Genomic DNA, 17470 nt, shown 5'->3' with positions numbered 1-17470 from the left:
GGGGGGGCCAAAAAAACCCCCCCCCCCCCCCCCCCCCCCCCCCGGGGCGGGCGGGGGGGGGGGGCCCCCCCCCCCCCCCCCCTCTGTGCGAGGAGCCGTCCGCCGCTACTTGTTCACGATGACGGCCTGGATGGCGCCGCTGGTGGAGTCGTAGATCCCGATGACCTGCTGCCCGTAGGCGAAGGCTTCCTGGACCTCGTCATGCGTCACCTGGTTGGGGTTGACCAGGCCGTGCCACACGTTGTTGATGAGCAGGTAGAGAATCGACGGCTGGCCCGGGAGCGGCGTGACGACGTCCCAGAAGCGCGTGGCCACGCCACTCACCAGCGCCTGGCTCTCGACAGCGCTCGGCAGGACCAGCGGCTGGCCCAGCTGCTGTTGCTGCTGCCCGCCGAGCTGCTGAAGCAGCTGCTGGAAGGGCTGCTGCTGACCGAGCTGCTGGAGCTGCTGCTGCAGTTGCGGCGGAATCTGCTGCGGCATCTGTTGCGACGGATTCTGCTGCTGGCCGATGCCCTGCTGACCGTACGGCTGCTGCATCTGCTGCCCGAACTGCTGGAGCTGCTGCTGCAGATGCGGCGGAATCTGCTGCGGCATCTGTTGCGACGGATTCTGCTGCTGGCCGATGCCCTGCTGACCGTACGGCTGCTGCTGGCCGATGCCCTGCTGCTGCCCGAACTGCTGCGGAGGTGCCGTGGTCGGGCCCTGCTGGCCCATGTGCTGTCCTTGCTGCTGTCCCAGTTGGCTCATCTGCGGGGTGGTGCTCATGCGGGTGCCACCTTCCCTCATTGGTTGAGCATTGGTTGGGTTCCGTCGGCCCGTGACGGTCGGCCTTTGACGGTCGGCCCGTAACGGCCGGCCCGTGACGGTCAGCCCGTGACCACCAGGCCGACGATCTCGTCGTCCGAGAACCAGACACGTACGTCGGGCCGTCCCCCCGCGAACGCGGTGTGCACCGCCTGACGGATCTCGGGGGACGGGTTGTTCAGGTTGCGCCAGGCGCCGGACACGTACAACCGGAGCCTGGGCGGGAGTTCACGCGGATACGGCAGCAGCTCGTCCCAGTACCGCTCGGCCTGGCCCGAGCCGACCGCCTCCGGCAGCAGATGGGTGACCGCCGCCTTGATGTCCGGCCGGTTGCCGATCCGCTGGGATGCGGGTCGGCCCGGCGCGTCCTGCTGCGGGGAGCCCGTGGCCCGCAGCACCGCGCGCGCACGCTCCGGGGACATCGGTTCCTGGCCCGCCGCCTTGAGCATGCCTTGCAGCGCGGCCAGGGCGCCGACCACCACCGGGGAGGCGGAGGAGGTCCCGGAGAACGTGTCCGTGTACCAGCCGATCTCCTCGGCACCGCCCTGCAGATCGCCGGGCCGGTCCCAGAAGCCGCCGGTGGTCGTGACCTCGCGTCCCCAGCCCTGCGCGTCCACGCGTGCCCCGTAGTTGGAGAACGCGAGCCGTGAGCGGTCCGGGCCGTGGTCGCGGCCGTGCGTGCCGGGCGGCGGTGCGCCCGCGCCGACCAGGACCGCGCCGGAGGACTGGTTGGAGGGGTTGAAGGGGTTGCGCCACCACTCGGGGAACTCGGCGGGGCGGCGCTCGTACACCGCGTCGTCGAGCGACTCGGCGCCGTTTCCGGCGGCCGCCACCACGATGACGCCCTTGGCGGTCGCGTACCGGATGGCCGCGAAGTTGTCCGGCCACCACTCGATCGCTGTGTAGCCCTGCTGGTCATCGCGCTGTTCGAAGTCGAACCGCGGTCCTGGGGCGTGCAGTTCGATCAGGAGGATGTCGCCGGGGCCGAGCCGGTCGGCCGCCGCGTGGATCGCGGCCGCCGTGCCGATGCCCTGGAAGGACGCGGCCGCGGTCACGGCGTCCGGCACGATGCCGGTGATGCCGTACTCGTTGCGGTCGCCGCCGATCACCCCGATGACAGCCGTGCCGTGGTTGCGCCAGGCGAGGTCCGTCAGCGGGGTGCCGACGACGACGCCGGCGAGCTTCGCGGCCAGGTCCTCGTGCCCGAGCTGCCAGGCGCCCTCCACGTCGATCACCGTCACGCCCTGGCCCGTACCGCCCGGCCGCTGCCAGGCCCAGTACGCGTCGATGCCCTCGGGCGCAGGGCGCAAATAGCCCTGACGGCTGGTGAAGTCGGGGGTGACGGGCGCCCCTTCCTTCACCCGCCGGCTGCCGTCCGCGCTCTCCTCGGTCCACCCCACCGACCCCACGGAGGCGGGTACGGCGCCGGGCTTCACGTACGCCGTGTCGATCTCCGGCAGTGCGGCGATCCGGGAGCGCAGTTCCTGGGCGCGGCTCTCGACGCCGCGCACCCGGTAGAAGAGCGCGAGGTCGGGCCCGCTCTCGGTGCCCGCCGCCGCGGACTGCTGCTGCGACTGCTGGAGTCGCTCCTCGCTGCCGAACAGCGGTTCCAGGGTGAGTTGTTCGTCGCTGAGGAACATGTTGAGGGCCGATACGTCGGCGCCCACCGCCGAGCGGACGCCCTCGGCCCGGGCGCGGAGCCGGGCCTCGGGGCGTGCGACGACGATCAGCTCCTGCTCGGCTCCTCGGTAGGTGAATCCCGCTCCGTCGGGCCCCGGCCCGGACGTTCCCGGGCCCTGCGCCGGCTGTACCTGGTCGGTCATCGCGTACCGCTCCCTTCGGTCCATGCGGGTGCCGGTCCATGGGTGTGCTCTGCCGTGCCTGTCTACTGCCGTGCCCTGTTCATTGCCGTGCCATGAGTCCTTGCGGTGCTCTGTCGCGGGACGACGCGGTGCCATGTCCCGTCTCCGGGCCGCGCCTTCGGGGCACAACCTGGCACGGCGACGGCGACTCGTCCACCCCACCTTCGCCAACTTGGTTTGAAAACAAGTTGAATGGGGAACGCTGTGCAATCCGTCTTGAAACAGATGTCACGCCGCAATCCGGCCAAAGGCTGCGGGGGTGTATGTCATGTGATGGGGTGGCAGCGGCTGTTGACCCCTTGGCCGGCTCGAGCCGGCCCCCTGCGGAAGGACGCTCCATGCACCGTTCCTTCGCACGTCGAAGACTGCTCACCGCGACCGCCGCCCTCGGAGGAGCGGCGCTGCTGGGCGGTACCGCCCACGCGGCCGAACAACGCCGGCCCAATCAATTCCCCCTGCCGAACGGCTTCCAGCCCGAGGGCATCACCATCGGCTCCGCACCGTTCGCGTACTTCGGGTCGCTCGCAGGCGGCGACATCTACCGCGCGAGCCTGAACACCGGGCGCGGCGGCATCATCAGCAAGGGCCTCGGGGCCGAGCACCCCACCGTGGGCCTCAAGATCGGCCGTCACGGCAGGCTCTTCCTCGCCGGCGGCGGCAGCGGCGAGCTGCGGACCGTCGACGTCCGCAGCGGCGACATCGAGAAGGTGTACGCCGTCGGGGGCACCTTCGTGAACGACGTGATCCTCACCCCGGACGCCGCCTGGTTCACCGACTCCTACCAGGCGCGGCTCTACCGGCTCGCGCTCGGCAGCCACGGTGAACCCGGTGCCGTCACGACCGTGCCGCTCAGCGGCGACTGGGAGCAGGGCCCGGACTTCACCGCCAACGGCATCGAGCGCACGCCCGACGGCCGTGCGCTGCTCGTGGTGAACACGATCGCGGGCGGCGGCGGACTCATGCGGGTGGACCCGCGGACCGGGGTGGCCACCGCCGTGGACCTGGGAGGGTCCGAACTTCCCAACGGAGACGGCCTGTTGCTCCTCGGCCGCACCCTCTACGCCGTTCAGCAGCAACAGAACCTGATCGACGTTTTCCGCCTGAACGCCTCCGGCACCAAGGGCACGGCGATCGCCCGGATCACCGACCCGCGCTTCAGGATCCCGACGACGGTCGCGGCGTGGGGCGACCGGCTGTATCTGCCGAACGCCCGCTTCGACGTCGAGCCGACGCCGGACACCGAGTACGACGTGGTGACGGTGGACCGGGTCTGACGGGCCTCCGATGATTCAGGGGCGGTGTGCACGGTGCGCACCGCCCCTGCTGGTTCAGTCCTCCGAGGAGTCCTCGGAGCCGGTCTCCCGGCTGTCGGCATCGGGTCCGCTGTCGGCCGCAGTGTCGGGTCCGGTGTCGGCCTCGGATCCGGCGTCCGTCTCCGGCCGCTGCGGCTTGGGCGGCCGGGTGCGGCCGCTGGGGCTGTCGCGGAGGTACGAGGCGGTGTCGCCGCTCTCCGTGGCGTGGCCCCCGGCCCCCGCCGCCGGACCGCTGCCGTCCCGTCTGCGCAGATAGCGCTCGAACTCGCGGGCGATCGCCTCGCCGGACGCCTCGGGCAGCTCGGCGGTGTCCCGGGCCTCCTCGAGCGTCTGCACATACTCGGCGACCTCGCTGTCCTCGGCGGCCAGCTGGTCGACGCCGAGCTGCCAGGCGCGCGCGTCCTCGGGCAGCTCGCCCAGCGGAATGCGCAGGTCGATGAGGTCCTCCAGGCGGTTGAGGAGGGCCAGCGTCGCCTTCGGGTTGGGCGGCTGCGAAACATAGTGCGGTACGGCCGCCCACAACGACACGGCCGGTACGCCCGCGTGTGTGCACGCCTCCTGGAGGATGCCGACGATGCCCGTGGGGCCCTCGTACTTGGTCTCCTCCAGGTCCATGGTGCGGGCCAGATCGGGATCGGAGGTGACCCCGCTGACCGGCACCGGACGTGTGTGCGGGGTGTCACCGAGCAGGGCGCCCAGGATCACCACCAGCTCGACACCCAGTTCGTGCGCGAAGCCGAGCAGTTCGTTGCAGAACGAGCGCCAGCGCATCGACGGCTCGATACCGCGGACCAGCACCAGGTCGCGCGGCTTCTCGCCGCCGACCCGGACCACCGACAGCCGCGTGGTCGGCCACGTGATCTTGCGTACGCCGCCGTCCAGCCACACCGTGGGGCGATTCACCTGGAAGTCGTAGTAGTCCTCGGCGTCCAGCGCCGCGAACACCTCGCCCTTCCACTCTCTGTCCAGATGCGCGACCGCGGTGGAGGCGGCGTCGCCGGCGTCGTTCCAGCCTTCGAACGCGGCCACCATGACTGGGTCGATCAGCTCGGGAACCCCCTCCAGCTCGATCACCCAGCGCCTCCTTCCGACGTGCCCTCGCGTACGCCCCAACCTTACGGCGTTCCGAGGGGGCCTCCGCAGCCCCCTTGCACGGGGGAGTGAACGGATCACTGCCCCGCCGAGGGCCCGGAAACACTCTTGATCGCCACCCTGGGCCACCCCTCAGTCATCCGAGCTGTCCTTGGGGCAACTTCACCGAGGGCCATGGACGTTGTCGTGGGGCCGCGCTATACGTCGGATGACCGCGAGGTCCGATGTTCAGTGGGCGACAAGGGGCACGCATGGACGAGACCGTCACCGGCTTCGAGGTGCACGACATCCGTTTTCCCACTTCGGAGCAGCTCGACGGCTCGGACGCGATGAATCCGGATCCGGATTACTCCGCTGCCTATCTGGTCCTGCAGACCTCCGATGGATCGGAAGGCCACGGCTTCTGCTTCACCATCGGCCGCGGCAATGAGGTCGTGGCCGCGGCGATCGAGGCGCTGCGCCCGTACATCGTCGGGCGTCCGGTTCCTCGTACCGCGGCCGATCTCGCCGCCGTCCATCTCGCGGTCACGCACGACTCGCAGCTGCGCTGGCTGGGGCCCGAGAAGGGGGTGATGCACATGGCGGCGGGCGCGGTGATCAACGCCGCCTGGGACCTCGCGGCCCGGCGCGCGGGCCTGCCCGTGTGGCGCTTCCTCGCGGGAATGACCCCCGAGGAGCTGGTCTCCCTGGTCGACTTCCGTTATCTCAGCGATGCCCTCACTCCGGACGAGGCACTGGTCGTCCTACGGGCCGCCGAGCCCGGCCGCGCCCTGCGGACGGAGCGGCTGATCAAGGACGGCTATCCCGCGTACACCTCCACCCCCGGCTGGCTCGGCTACGACGACGCCAAGCTGGTCCGCCTCGCCGAGCACGCCGTCGCCGACGGCTTCACCCAGATCAAGCTGAAGGTCGGCGTGGACATCGAGGAGGACGTCCGGCGCATGCGCCTGGCCCGCAAGGCGGTCGGCCCGGGTGTGCGGATCGCGGTCGACGCCAACCAGCGCTGGGACGTCGCGGAGGCGGTCCGGTGGATGGCGGCCCTGGCCCCGTACGAGCCGTACTGGATCGAGGAACCCACCAGTCCCGACGACGTACTCGGCCACGCGGCCGTCCGCGACGGGCAGCCGGTGCGCGTCGCCACCGGCGAGCACGTCGCCAACCGCGTCGTCTTCAAGCAGCTTCTGCAGGCCCGCGCCGTGGACTTCGTGCAGATCGACGCGGCCCGGGTGGCCGGGGTCAACGAGAACCTCGCGATCCTGCTGCTCGCCGCGAAGTTCCAGGTCCCCGTCTGCCCGCACGCGGGCGGGGTCGGGCTGTGCGAGCTGGTCCAACACCTGGCGATGTTCGACTACGTGGCGGTCTCCGGCAGCTGCGAGGACCGGGTCATCGAGTACGTCGACCATCTGCACGAGCACTTCACGGACCCGGCGGTCGTCGTGGCGGGCCGCTACCGGGCGCCGAGCGCCCCGGGCCTCTCGGCCCGGATGCGCCCCGAGTCGATCGCCGCGCATTCCTATCCGGACGGGCCCGTCTGGCAGACGTCGAAAGGGAGTGGCACCCGATGAGACTGCGTACGACAACCGCGCTGGCCTGCGCCGCCCTGCTGGCCTCGACCGTGCTCGCCGCCTGCAACCGGGACTCGGGCGGCGGCTCTTCGAGCGACAGGATCGGCATCGACATGCCCCGCAACGACAGCGACTTCTGGAACTCCTACCAGGACTACGTGAAGAAGGACATCAAGGCGGACAAGCTCTCCACGCTGCCGCTGACCAACTCCCAGAACGACATCGGGCGGCTCGCGGCCAACGTCCAGACCTTCACCGACCAGGGCGCCAAGGCCGTGATCATGGCCCCGCAGGACACAGGCGCGGTCGCCGAGACGCTCAACACCCTTCAGGAGAAGAAGATCCCGGTCGTCAGCGTCGACACCCGCCCCGACAAGGGCAAGGTCTACATGGTCGTACGGGCCGACAATCGCGCGTACGGCGAGAAGGCCTGCAGGTATCTCGGCGAGCAGTTGAAGGGAACGGGCAAAGTCGCGGAATTCCAGGGCGACTTGGCATCCATCAACGGGCGGGACCGCTCCGAGGCGTTCAAGTCGTGCATGACCAGGAACTATCCGAAGATCAAGGTCTTCGAACTGGCCACCGAGTGGAAGGGCGAGGTCGCGTCGGCGAAACTCCAGTCGACGCTGGCCGCCAACCCGGACCTGAGCGGGATCTACATGCAGGCCGGCGGTGTCTTCCTGGAGCCGACCCTGGCCCTGCTGGAACAGAAGAAGCTGCTCAAGCCCGCCGGGTCCAAGGGCCACATCACGATCATCTCCAACGACGGCATCCCGCAGGAGCTGGACGCGATCCGTGCCGGAAAGATCGACGCGACGGTCTCGCAGCCCGCCGACCTGTACGCCAAGTACGCGCTCTACTGGGCGAAGCAGGCCCTGGACGGCGTCAAGGTGAAGACGGGCGGGACCGACCACGACTCCACCATCATCAAGATCCCGGGCGGGTACGAGGACCAGCTGCCGGCGCCGCTGGTCACCAAGGACAACGCGGACGATCCAAAGCTCTGGGCCAACCAGTTGGGCAAGTAGCGTGACGGCGCCGGCAGTTCACGCGCAGGGCGTCCGCAGGCGCTTCGGGCCGACGCTCGCGCTGGACGGTGTCGACCTCGCCGTACGGCCCGGCGAGTCGCACGCGCTCGTCGGGCGCAATGGCGCGGGCAAGTCCACGCTGGTGAGTGTGCTGACGGGGCTGCACCGCCCGGACGCCGGGACCGTCCGCTTCGACGGGGAGCCGGCGCCGCCCTACGGGGACACCGCGGCCTGGCGGTCCAAGGTGGCCTGCGTCTACCAGAAGTCGATGGCCGTGCCGGAACTCACCGTCGCGGAGAATCTGTTCCTCAACCGGTTCGCCGAGCGGTTCATCCGGTGGCCGCGGCTGCGCTCCCGTGCGCGGGCGCTGCTGGCCGAGTACGGCGTCGACGTCGACCCAGGTGTGCGGGCCAAGGAACTCAGTGTCGAACAGCGGCAGTTCGTCGAGATCGCCAAGGCGCTCTCGTTCGGCGCCCGCCTGATCATCCTCGACGAGCCGACCGCACAGCTGGACGCGCACGGCATCCAGCGTCTCTTCGACAAACTCCGCGACCTCCAGGCGCACGGGGTCGCGTTCCTGTACATCTCGCACCACCTCCAGGAGGTGTACGAGCTCTGCTCCACGGTGACCGTTCTGCGCGACGCCCGTCGGGTGCTGACGGCACCGGTGGCGGGCCTGGCCAAAGCGGACCTGGTCGCGGCGACGACGGGGGAGGAGGCGTCGGCCGTGGCCGACCGGGAGCCGCGACGGACAGGCGGCGCCGACGTCGAGCCGGTCCTGGAGGCGCAAGCGCTCGCTCTGGAGGGCGAGTTCGAGCCGGTCGACTTCACCGTGCGCCCCGGTGAAGTGCTCGGTCTGGCCGGAGCGGCGGCCGGCGGCGGCACCGCGCTCGGCGAGACGCTGGTGGGCATGCGGACACCGACGGCGGGCGCGATCCGCGTCCGTGGACAAGCGATCCGGACCGGCAGCGTGCCGCACGCCCTGGAGGCGGGCATCGGCTACATCCCCGAGGACCGGCACCGGCAGGGACTCGTCACCGGCCGCAGTGTCGCCGAGAACGCCACGCTCACCGTCGCCGACCAGCTGGGCCCCTGGGGGACCGTGCTCCCGTCCCGCACCAGGCAGTTCGCGGCCTCCGTGATCCGCTCGCTGGACATCAAGACCCGTGGACCCGACCAGCCCGTGTCGGGGCTGTCCGGCGGCAACCAGCAAAAGGTCGTCGTGGCACGGGCGCTGGCCCGCCGCCCGTACGCCCTGGTGGCGCTGCGCCCCACCGCCGGGGTCGACGTCCGCTCCAAGGAGGCCCTGCTCTCCGTCGTACGACGGGTCGCCGACGAGGGGCGGGCGGCCGTGATCGTCTCCGACGAGCTGGACGATCTGCGGGTCTGCGACCGGCTTCTGGTGCTCTTCCACGGGCGGGTGGTGGGGGAGTTCGGCGCCGGGTGGACCGACCGGGAGCTGGTGGCCGCCATGGAGGGTGTGGGCGAACGGGAGTCCCCCGTGGCGGGGCAGAAAGAGGGAGCATGACCGATACCTTGCGGCCGCCGACCGCCGCCAAGGAACGATCTCTGCAGTTCGTACGGTACGTGCGCTGGAGCGACTTCTCGCTCGTCCCCGTGATCCTCGTCCTGATGGTGATCGGCTACATCGTCTCGCCGGTCTTCCTGACCTCCACGAACCTCATCAACGTCGTCCAGCAGTCGAGTGAGCTGAGCCTGCTCGTGCTCGGCCAGGCGCTGATCCTCATCTGTGGCCGGATGGACCTCTCCCTGGAGTCGACGATCGGCATCGCGCCGGTCATCGCCATGTGGCTGGTGCTGCCGACGCACGGGGGCCGTTTCACGGGGCTCGGCCTGCTCCCCGTCTGGACGGGCATTCCCGTCTGTCTGCTCACCGGTCTGCTGATCGGTGGCGTCAACGGCTTTTTGATGCTCAAGCTGCGCGTCAACGGCTTCATCGCCACGCTCGGCATGCTCACCATGCTGCGTGGCCTCCAGATCGGCATCACCGAGGGCAAGTCGATCACCGATGTGCCCGAATCCTTTCGGTACCTGGGCAAGACGGACTGGCTCGGAGCGCCCGCCGCCGTCTGGATCTGCCTCACGCTCTTCGCGGTCGGCGGCTGCGCGCTCGCCTGGTTCCGGCACGGGCGCGCGCTGTACGCGATCGGCGGCAACCCGGAGGCCGCCCGCGCGGCCGGAATCCGGGTCGACCGCCTCACCTGGATCGTCCTGGCGATCGGCGGGCTGCTCGCCGCCTTCGCCGGCGTCCTCTACACCGGCCACTACGGCTCGGTCGCGGCGACGCAGGGCAACGGCTGGATCTTCCAGGTGTTCGCGGCGGCGGTGATCGGCGGGATCAGTCTGAAGGGCGGCCGGGGCACCCTCTTCGGCGCGCTGACCGGCGTACTGACCCTGCAACTCGTCGTGAATGTCATGACGTTGGGCGGGGTGCCCGCGCTGTGGAACCAGTTCCTCAACGGGGCGATCATCATCGTGGCGCTGGTGATCTCGCGGTTCGCGAGCGGCGAGAAACAGGACTGAGATGTCCAGCGGACCACGAGCCTTCCCCGGGGACTACAGCGTCGAGCGCAGCCACTGCTCCACGCTGGCGATGTGGACGGTGGCCCAGGAGCGGGCCGCCTCCGCGTCGCGGTCCCGCAGCGCCGCGATGATCGCCCGGTGCTCGTGCAGGGTGCGGCTGACCGCGTCCTCCTGGGTCAGACCGCGCCAGATGCGGGCCCGGGTGGTGGGTCCCGAGAGGCCGTCGAGGAGGGAGCACAGCACCGAGTTGCCGGAGCTCTGCACGATGCCCCGGTGGAACTCCAGGTCGCAGGCGACGAGCTCCTCCACCGAGGGCGCCGCGCCGAGGGCGTCCAACTGGGCGGTCAGCGCGTCCAGTTGCTGCTCGCTGATGCGCGAGGACGCCATCGCCGTGGCGGCGGGCTCCAGGATCCGGCGCACCGCGAGGAATTCCAGCACGGTGTCGTCGCGGTGGAAGTCGACGACGAAGCTCAGCGCCTCCAGCAGAAGCTGGGGATCCAGGCTGGTGACATAGGTGCCGTCGCCCTGCCGTACGTCCAGGATGCGGATGAGCGACAGGGCGCGAACGGCCTCCCTCAGGGAATTGCGGGACAGTCCCAGTTCGGCCGCGAGCTCGCTCTCCTTGGGCAGCCGGTCGCCGGGGCGCAGCGCGCCGGAGACGATCATTCCCTTGATCTTCTCGATCGCCTCATCGGTGACTGCCATGGCGGGCCTCCCTGTCGCTCAGACATCCGATGTCTCACGCCATTATGGGGGTTCAGTGGGCTGAACGGGGCAGAGAAGCCGATGTTGGATCAGGTGAGGGCCGCCAGGGTCGGCCAGGGCCGACGCCTCGTCGAGCGTCGGGAGCGCCCGGTCCCGCATCAGGACCCTGCCGTCGACGACGTGTCCCGTACGTCCGCCGAGTGCGCGGCGTACGCGAGAGTGGACCACGGGTCGTGCAGCGGACGCAGTGGCTGGAACGCCTTGCGGTAGGCCGTCACCGCCTCCACGACGGAGGAGGGCGAGACGTGATAGTTCGCGGCGAAGGGCAGCCCCCGCGCCCCGGCCACTTCCGCGCTCTCGCCCGCGCTGCTGCCGAGGATCCACACGTCGACATCCGCCCCCGCACCGGGCACCACCCGCGCCTCGGTGCCGTCCTCGTCGGCGTAGGTCCCGGCCAGCAGCGCGAGAATGTCGGCGACCTGCTCCTCGTACGGCGGAGCCTCGGCGCCGGGCTGCTGCAAGAGGCTCAACTGGAGCCGGAAGCGCGGGGACTGGAGGAGCCGGGCGAAGCCGGTGAAGCGGGGCGGCAGACACAGACCCTCGTCCGTGAACGTGCCCTGCCCCGGACCGGCCGCCGCGGGAGGCTTCCGTGGCCGCCCCGACCGCCCGAGCCCCAGATCGATCCGGCCCGGAAACAAGGCGTCGAGGATCCCGAACTGCTCCACCACGGACAGCGGCGTCTGATGGCCGAGCAGTACGGCGCCGGAGCCGACCCGGATCTCCCGGGTCGCCTGCGCCACGGCCTGGATCACCAGCGCGGGCACGGAGCTGCACGACGCCGGGATTGAGGTGATGCTCGGCCACCCAGTGGCGGCGATAGCCGAACTCCTCCGCCGCACGTGCCAGTTCAACCGTGTTGCGCAGCGCGGTCGGAGCGTCGGAGCCGGAGGAGATGGGCACGAGATCGAGTCCGGAGAGGGGGACCGGAGGCATCCTCCCACTCTCGGTCCGGGACATTGCGGGCGTATGTACGCGGTATGGCAGCGTGCCGGAAACACCTCTCTCAGGTGCCCGAACACGCGAGAGGGGCGGCTCCCCCCGTGGGAACCGCCCCTTCAGTGCCGCCGGATGCCTACTTCTTGTCGAGCAGGTCCTGCACCTTGCCCCGTACCTCGTCCGTGGCAAGCCCGCGGATCGTCAGCGTCGTACGGCGACGCAGCACGTCGTCGGCCGTCTGGGCCCACTCGTTGTCCCGGGCGTAGACGACCTGCGCCCAGATCTCCGGCGCGTCCGGGTGGACGCGCTCGCCCAGCTCCGGGTTGTCGTTCGCCAGGCGGGCGATGTCGAAGGCCAGCGAACCGTAGTGCGTGGCCAGGTGCTTCGCGGTGTCCGCCGCCATGCGCGGGCCGGGTGCCGGGCCGTCGACGAGCAGCCGGTGGGCGACCGCGCGCGGGTTGGCGACGCCGGGAAGCGGGAGCTTCTTCGGCAGCTCGGAGATCGGCTCGAAGTCCTCGCCCAGCGGCTGGCCCGGCAGGGCCTCCAGCTTCTTCATGACGGTACGGCCGATGTGCCGGAAGGTGGTCCACTTGCCGCCCGCGACGGACAGCATCCCGCCACGGCCTTCCGTGACGACCGTCTCGCGCTTCGCCTTCGACGTGTCACCGGGACCGCCCGGCAGCACACGAAGGCCCGCGAAGGAGTACGTGATCAGGTCACGCGACAGCTGCTGGTCCCGGATGGAGAACGCGGCCTCGTCCAGGATCTGGGCTATGTCCTGCTCGTTGACCGCGACCTCGCCCGGCTCGCCCTCGTACTCCTCGTCGGTCGTGCCGAGCAGCAGCATGTCCTCCCACGGGAGGGCGAAGGTGATCCGGTACTTGTCGATCGGGGTGGCGAGCGCGGCCTTCCAGGGGGAGGTGCGCTTCAGGACCAGGTGCGCGCCCTTCGACAGGCGGATGGACGGCGCCGAGTTCGGGTCCTCCATCTTGCGCAGGTGGTCGACCCAGGGGCCGGTGGCGTTGAGCACGAGGCGCGCGTTGACGCCGAACTCCTCGCCGTTGGTGCGGTCCTTGAGGTCCGCACCCGTAACCCGGCCCTTGGTGAAGCGCAGGCCGGTGACCTCGGCGTGGTTGAGGACGACGGCGCCGGACTCGACAGCCGCGCGGACCGTCATCAGGGCCATCCGGGAGTCGTTCATCTGGTCGTCGCCGTACACGGCCACGGCCTTCAGGTTGTCGGTGCGCAGCTCGGGCACGTCCTGCGCGGCCTTCGAGGGGCTGAGCAGGTGACCCACGCCGTCGCCGAACGCCGACAGGGCGGAGTAGGCGAAGACGCCCGCTCCGAGCTTCGCAGCGCCGTGCGGACCGCCCTTGTACACGGGGAGGTAGAACGTGAGCGGGTTCGCCAGGTGGGGGGCCACCTGGCGGGAGACCGCACGGCGCTCGAAGTGGTTCTCCGCCACCAGCTTCACCGCGCCGGTCTGCAGGTAGCGCAGACCGCCGTGGAGAAGCTTGGAGGAGGCGGAAGAGGTGGCGCCGGCGAAGTCGCCGGCGTCGACCAGAGCCACCCGCAGCCCGGACTGCGCGGCGTGCCAGGCGGTGGAGATGCCCAGGATGCCGCCGCCGATGACGAGGAGGTCGTACGTCGCCTTGGAAAGCTGCTCCCGGGTCTCGGCGCGGCTCGGGTTGGAGCCGGAGGCCGGGTGCGTACCGAGGGCAGGCACGGACTGCAGGGTGGCTTGACTGGTCATGCGGGTTCTTACTCCTCGTCCTCGATCCAGCCCATGGTCCGCTCGACGGCCTTGAGCCAGCTCTTGTACTCACGGTCGCGGGTCTCCGCGGCCATGTTCGGGGTCCACTCCGCGGCCCGGCGCCAGTTGGCGCGCAGGTCCTCGGTGTTGGACCAGAAGCCGACGGCGAGACCGGCGGCATAGGCAGCGCCGAGGCAGGTGGTCTCGGCGACCATCGGACGCACCACGGGGGCGTCCAGGACGTCGGCCAGGGTCTGCATCAGCAGGTTGTTGGAGGTCATGCCGCCGTCGACCTTGAGGGCCGCGAGCTCGACGCCGGAGTCCTTCGTCATGGCGTCGGTGATCTCACGGGTCTGCCAGGCGGTGGCCTCCAGAACGGCGCGCGCGATGTGCGCCTTGGTGACGTACCGGGTCAGACCGGCGATCACACCGCGGGCGTCGGAGCGCCAGTACGGGGCGAACAGACCGGAGAAGGCCGGCACGAAGTAGGCGCCGCCGTTGTCCTCGACCGAGGACGCGAGCGTCTCGATCTCGGCGGCGGACTTGATCAGGCCCATCTGGTCGCGCATCCACTGCACCAGCGAACCGGTGACGGCGATGGAGCCCTCAAGGGCGTAGACCGGCGCCTGGTCGCCGATTTGGTAGCCCACGGTGGTCAGCAGCCCGCTGTACGAGTTGATGATCTTGTCACCGGTGTTCATCAGCATGAAGGTGCCGGTGCCGTACGTGGACTTGGCCTCGCCCTCGGAGAAACAGGTCTGGCCGAACAGGGCCGCCTGCTGGTCGCCGAGCGCGGAGGCGACCGGGATGCCGCCGAGCAGGTCACCCAGCTTGCCGCCGGTGATCTCGCCGTACACCTCGGCGGACGAGCGGATCTCCGGCAGCATCGCCAGCGGGACGCCGATGGACTCGGCGATCTTGTCGTCCCACTCCATGGTGTGCAGGTTCATCAGCATGGTGCGGGAGGCGTTGGTCACGTCGGTGACGTGCTTGCCGCCGTTGACACCACCGGTCAGGTTCCAGATGACCCAGGTGTCCATGGTGCCGAAGAGGATGTCGCCCGCCTCGGCGCGCTCGCGCAGGCCTTCGACGTTGTCCAGCAGCCAGCGGGCCTTCGGACCGGCGAAGTACGAGGCGAGGGGGAGGCCCGTCTCGCGGCGGAAGCGGTCCTGGCCGACGTTGCGGCCGAGCTCCTTGCAGAGCGCGTCGGTGCGGGTGTCCTGCCAGACGAGGGCGTTGTGGACGGGCTCACCGGTGTTCTTGTCCCACAGCAGCGTGGTCTCACGCTGGTTGGTGATGCCGATGGCCTTGATGTCGTCGCGGGTGATGCCGGCCTTCTCGATGGCACCGGCGACGACCTCCTGGACGTTGGTCCAGATCTCGGCGGCGTTGTGCTCGACCCAGCCCGGCTTCGGGAAGATCTGCTCGTGCTCCTTCTGGTCGACGGAGACGATGCGTCCGTCGCGGTCGAAGACGATGCAGCGGGACGAGGTGGTGCCCTGGTCGATCGCGGCGATGAAGGGGCCGGCGGTGTGTGCGTCGGTCACGGTGTGCTCCTGGTAGTTCCGTATGAAAGGGCTCTATTTACGGCGCTGTGCTGTGAGGAGTGGTGCTGTGAGACGTACGGCTTGGGGAGGCCTTGCTCTCAGCGGTTTCTCTCAGGCGAAGGCGACGTTGTATATGCCTGCTGCGACCGCGCCGCCGATGAGCGGACCGGCGATCGGGATCCAGGCATAGCGCCAGTCGGAACCACCCTTGTTGGGCAGGGGGAGCAGGGCGTGCACGATGCGCGGACCGAGGTCACGGGCCGGGTTGATCGCGTAGCCCGTCGGGCCGCCCAGGGAGAGGCCGATGCTGACCACCACGAGGGCGGTGATCAGGGCACCCAGGGTGCCCAGGCCGTTGCCGTTGTCGTTCAGGCCCTGGGTGAGGACCGCGAGAACGAGCACGATGGTGCCGATGATCTCGGTGGCGAGGTTCTGCAGCACATTGCGGATCTCGGGGCCGGTGGAGAAGACACCGAGCACGGGGCCCGCGCCGGTCTCCTGGGCCTCGACGGCCTTGGTCTTGGTGGCCTGCGCACCCGGACCGCCGACGATCTCGCGGTCGGTGAGGTGTGCGTGGAACTGACCGTAGTAGGCGACCCAGACCAGCGTGGCACCGATCATGGCGCCGAGCAGCTGACCGGCGAAGTAGGTGGCGACGTTGCTGTAGTCGTTGTCCTTGATCGCGAGCGCGAGCGTCACGGCCGGATTGAGGTGCGCACCCGAGAGGGGCGCCGAGATGTAGACCGCGGTCAGTACCGCGAAGCCCCACCCGAAGGTGATGGCGAGCCATCCGGCGTTGCGCGCCTTGGAGGCCTTCAGTGTGACGGCGGCGCACACGCCACCGCCCAGCAGGATGAGTACGGCGGTACCGATGGTCTCGCCGATGAAGATGTCGGAGCTGGACACCCGCGACTCCTTTGTCCTTCGTCCAGGGGAAGCCGAACCCCGGGTCCCTCCGGTGGTTCGTGCTCTCGGGGAGTGAGAGCGATATCGGCCCTTGGCGTTGCACACTCTAGCGCGTATTGCCGGTAGGTGTTCGACAATGTCGACCGATGGACGGGAGTCTTGCTTCCGCGTTACCAGCTCGTCAAGGGCTCTGTAATCGAAAACAGGATCGTTACTGATCGCCGCGAGTTATCGATCTTGAGGCGGCGCCGCACCGCGTGCGACCGGGCACTTTTCGTGGTCGCGGGAGGCATGCGAAAGGCCGGCACGTCGATGACGTGCCGGCCTGTGGACATACGTGGGGGCGGGGGCGTACGTGGGTGTACGTGGGTTCAGAACCGGCCGGCGCCCAGATCCCGTGACACCGCGCGGGCGCAGTCGCGTACCGCCGCGATGAGGTCGGGGCGCAGCTCCCCGTTCTTGCGGACACGTTCGACGGCCCCCGTGATGCCCACCGCGCCGACCGGCATCCGCCGCTGGTTGTGGATGGGCGCGGCGATCGACGCGACCCCCGTCCAGGTCTCCTCGACGTCGTCCGCGTACCCGCGCGCCCGCGTCAGGTCGAGCACGCCTTCGAACTCGTCGAGCTCACTGATCGTGCGCGGCGTGAACGCGTTGCGCTCGGCTTCCACGACCTCGCTGTGCGCGACCGGGTCGTACGCCGACAGGACTTTGCCCAATGCCGTGGAGTGCAGCGGCTGCATGGCCCCGACCTCCAGGACCTGGCGGCTGTCGTCGGGCCGGAACACGTGGTGCACGATCAGGACGCCCTGCTGGTGCAGCACGCCCAGATAGACGCTCTCACCGCTGGAACGGGCCAGGTCGTCGGTCCACACCAGGGCGCGCGCCCGCAGCTCGTGCACATCCAGGTACGTCGTTCCCAGCCGTAGCAGCTCGGCGCCGAGCTGATAACGCCCCGAGGCGGTGTCCTGCTCGACGAAGCCCTCCTGCTGAAGGGTGCGCAGTATGCCGTGGGCCGTACCCTTGGCCAGGCCCAGCGAGGAGGCGATGTCCGACAGGCCGAGCCGCCGCTCCCCGCCCGCGAGCAACCGCAGCATCGCCGCCGCCCGTTCGAGCGACTGGATGTTCCGTGCCATCCCCGTGCTGCCTCCGTCCCCTTCGACCGCCGGCGCGCGACTCACTGCCGCCGTTCGGCAATGTCGAACACTACCGGTCGTTGCCAACCTCCCGCTAATGGGTGGCCGTCATGTGTTGCATCCGTCTTCACCCCGCGGTCGCACGCGCCACGCCCGTCCGCCCCGTGGACGCCCCTGACCCTTCCGCGTGCTCCGGGCTACCCTGACGGCGTGCGCCTT

The 17470-nt window shown here is 69.9% G+C and carries 14 protein-coding genes; 5 read left to right on the top strand and 9 right to left on the bottom strand.

The window, feature by feature from the left end; all coding sequences use genetic code 11:
- Positions 1-105: 105 nt before the first annotated feature.
- Both ACIBK0_RS07635 and ACIBK0_RS07630 read right to left on the bottom strand, forming a co-directional pair.
- On the bottom strand, positions 106-765 hold the full coding sequence (locus ACIBK0_RS07635) for a hypothetical protein (protein ID WP_399076688.1): 660 nt from the start codon (positions 763-765) through the stop codon (positions 106-108).
- Positions 766-866: 101 nt separating this feature from the next.
- Positions 867-2627 carry a S8 family peptidase gene (locus ACIBK0_RS07630; RefSeq protein ID WP_399076686.1) on the bottom strand — a complete coding sequence of 587 codons (1761 nt, stop codon included), beginning with the start codon at positions 2625-2627 and terminating at the stop codon, positions 867-869.
- 377 nt (positions 2628-3004) lie between these two features.
- Here ACIBK0_RS07630 and ACIBK0_RS07625 point away from each other — a divergent pair, with 377 nt between their 5' ends.
- The gene (locus ACIBK0_RS07625) at positions 3005-3940 is read left to right on the top strand and encodes an SMP-30/gluconolactonase/LRE family protein (RefSeq protein WP_399076684.1); all 936 of its coding nucleotides are present in this window, start codon (positions 3005-3007) and stop codon (positions 3938-3940) included.
- 54 nt (positions 3941-3994) lie between these two features.
- Here the strand turns inward: ACIBK0_RS07625 and ACIBK0_RS07620 are convergent, their stop codons facing one another.
- Positions 3995-5053, bottom strand: coding sequence for a PAC2 family protein (locus tag ACIBK0_RS07620; RefSeq protein WP_399076682.1), 1059 nt, complete (start codon positions 5051-5053; stop codon positions 3995-3997).
- 269 nt (positions 5054-5322) lie between these two features.
- On the opposite strand from ACIBK0_RS07620, the gene ACIBK0_RS07615 reads away from it, so the two are divergent.
- Genes ACIBK0_RS07615 through ACIBK0_RS07600 form a run of 4 tightly spaced genes read left to right on the top strand, consistent with a single transcriptional unit; the run spans position 5323 to position 10208 of the window.
- Positions 5323-6636, top strand: a complete 1314-nt coding sequence (locus tag ACIBK0_RS07615; RefSeq protein WP_399076680.1) for an enolase C-terminal domain-like protein — start codon at positions 5323-5325, stop codon at positions 6634-6636.
- Complete coding sequence (locus tag ACIBK0_RS07610) at positions 6633-7664, top strand: sugar ABC transporter substrate-binding protein (RefSeq protein ID WP_399076678.1); 1032 nt, start codon at positions 6633-6635, stop codon at positions 7662-7664. The genes ACIBK0_RS07615 and ACIBK0_RS07610 overlap by 4 nt, the downstream gene beginning before the upstream one ends.
- 1 nt (position 7665) lies before the next feature.
- On the top strand, positions 7666-9192 hold the full coding sequence (locus tag ACIBK0_RS07605) for a sugar ABC transporter ATP-binding protein (protein ID WP_399076676.1): 1527 nt from the start codon (positions 7666-7668) through the stop codon (positions 9190-9192).
- A complete protein-coding gene (locus tag ACIBK0_RS07600) occupies positions 9189-10208 on the top strand; it encodes an ABC transporter permease (RefSeq protein WP_399076674.1) in 1020 nt (339 codons plus the stop codon). Before ACIBK0_RS07605 ends, ACIBK0_RS07600 begins: the two co-directional genes overlap by 4 nt.
- A gap of 33 nt (positions 10209-10241) precedes the next feature.
- On the opposite strand, the gene ACIBK0_RS07595 is transcribed toward ACIBK0_RS07600, so the two are convergent.
- The 6 genes from ACIBK0_RS07595 to ACIBK0_RS07570 all read right to left on the bottom strand — a co-directional run bounded on the left by ACIBK0_RS07595 (position 10242) and on the right by ACIBK0_RS07570 (position 17251).
- Positions 10242-10913 (bottom strand): FadR/GntR family transcriptional regulator, encoded by a 672-nt coding sequence (locus tag ACIBK0_RS07595; protein ID WP_399076672.1) that lies wholly within the window; start codon positions 10911-10913, stop codon positions 10242-10244.
- A 158-nt stretch (positions 10914-11071) separates the two neighbouring features.
- On the bottom strand, positions 11072-11737 hold the full coding sequence (locus ACIBK0_RS07590) for an LLM class flavin-dependent oxidoreductase (RefSeq protein ID WP_399076670.1): 666 nt from the start codon (positions 11735-11737) through the stop codon (positions 11072-11074).
- 308 nt (positions 11738-12045) lie between these two features.
- Entirely contained in the window at positions 12046-13662 is a 1617-nt protein-coding gene (locus tag ACIBK0_RS07585) for an FAD-dependent oxidoreductase (protein ID WP_399076668.1), read from the bottom strand.
- A gap of 8 nt (positions 13663-13670) precedes the next feature.
- Positions 13671-15209 (bottom strand): glycerol kinase GlpK, encoded by a 1539-nt coding sequence (gene glpK, locus ACIBK0_RS07580; RefSeq protein WP_399076666.1) that lies wholly within the window; start codon positions 15207-15209, stop codon positions 13671-13673.
- 111 nt (positions 15210-15320) lie between these two features.
- The gene (locus tag ACIBK0_RS07575) at positions 15321-16115 is read right to left on the bottom strand and encodes an MIP/aquaporin family protein (RefSeq protein WP_399076664.1); all 795 of its coding nucleotides are present in this window, start codon (positions 16113-16115) and stop codon (positions 15321-15323) included.
- Positions 16116-16486: 371 nt separating this feature from the next.
- Positions 16487-17251 carry an IclR family transcriptional regulator gene (locus ACIBK0_RS07570; protein ID WP_399076662.1) on the bottom strand — a complete coding sequence of 255 codons (765 nt, stop codon included), beginning with the start codon at positions 17249-17251 and terminating at the stop codon, positions 16487-16489.
- Positions 17252-17470 lie beyond the last annotated feature (219 nt).

Origin of the sequence: Streptomyces sp. NPDC050564, from assembly GCF_044457265.1 — a bacterium.
Taxonomy (GTDB): Bacteria; Actinomycetota; Actinomycetes; order Streptomycetales; family Streptomycetaceae; genus Streptomyces.
Note: the sequence above shows the minus strand (reverse complement) of the source record. Positions and strands in the feature narration are given on the sequence as shown.

Bases quoted from the DNA above. Each gene is read 5' to 3' on its own strand.
- ACIBK0_RS07635 (WP_399076688.1), bottom strand. From the start codon at position 765: ATGAGCACCACCCCGCAGATGAGCCAACTGGGACAGCAGCAAGGACAG.
- ACIBK0_RS07630 (WP_399076686.1), bottom strand. From the start codon at position 2,627: ATGACCGACCAGGTACAGCCGGCGCAGGGCCCGGGAACGTCCGGGCCG.
- ACIBK0_RS07625 (WP_399076684.1), top strand. From the start codon at position 3,005: ATGCACCGTTCCTTCGCACGTCGAAGACTGCTCACCGCGACCGCCGCC.
- ACIBK0_RS07615 (WP_399076680.1), top strand. From the start codon at position 5,323: ATGGACGAGACCGTCACCGGCTTCGAGGTGCACGACATCCGTTTTCCC.
- ACIBK0_RS07610 (WP_399076678.1), top strand. From the start codon at position 6,633: ATGAGACTGCGTACGACAACCGCGCTGGCCTGCGCCGCCCTGCTGGCC.
- ACIBK0_RS07600 (WP_399076674.1), top strand. From the start codon at position 9,189: ATGACCGATACCTTGCGGCCGCCGACCGCCGCCAAGGAACGATCTCTG.
- ACIBK0_RS07595 (WP_399076672.1), bottom strand. From the start codon at position 10,913: ATGGCAGTCACCGATGAGGCGATCGAGAAGATCAAGGGAATGATCGTC.
- ACIBK0_RS07585 (WP_399076668.1), bottom strand. From the start codon at position 13,662: ATGACCAGTCAAGCCACCCTGCAGTCCGTGCCTGCCCTCGGTACGCAC.
- ACIBK0_RS07570 (WP_399076662.1), bottom strand. From the start codon at position 17,251: ATGGCACGGAACATCCAGTCGCTCGAACGGGCGGCGGCGATGCTGCGG.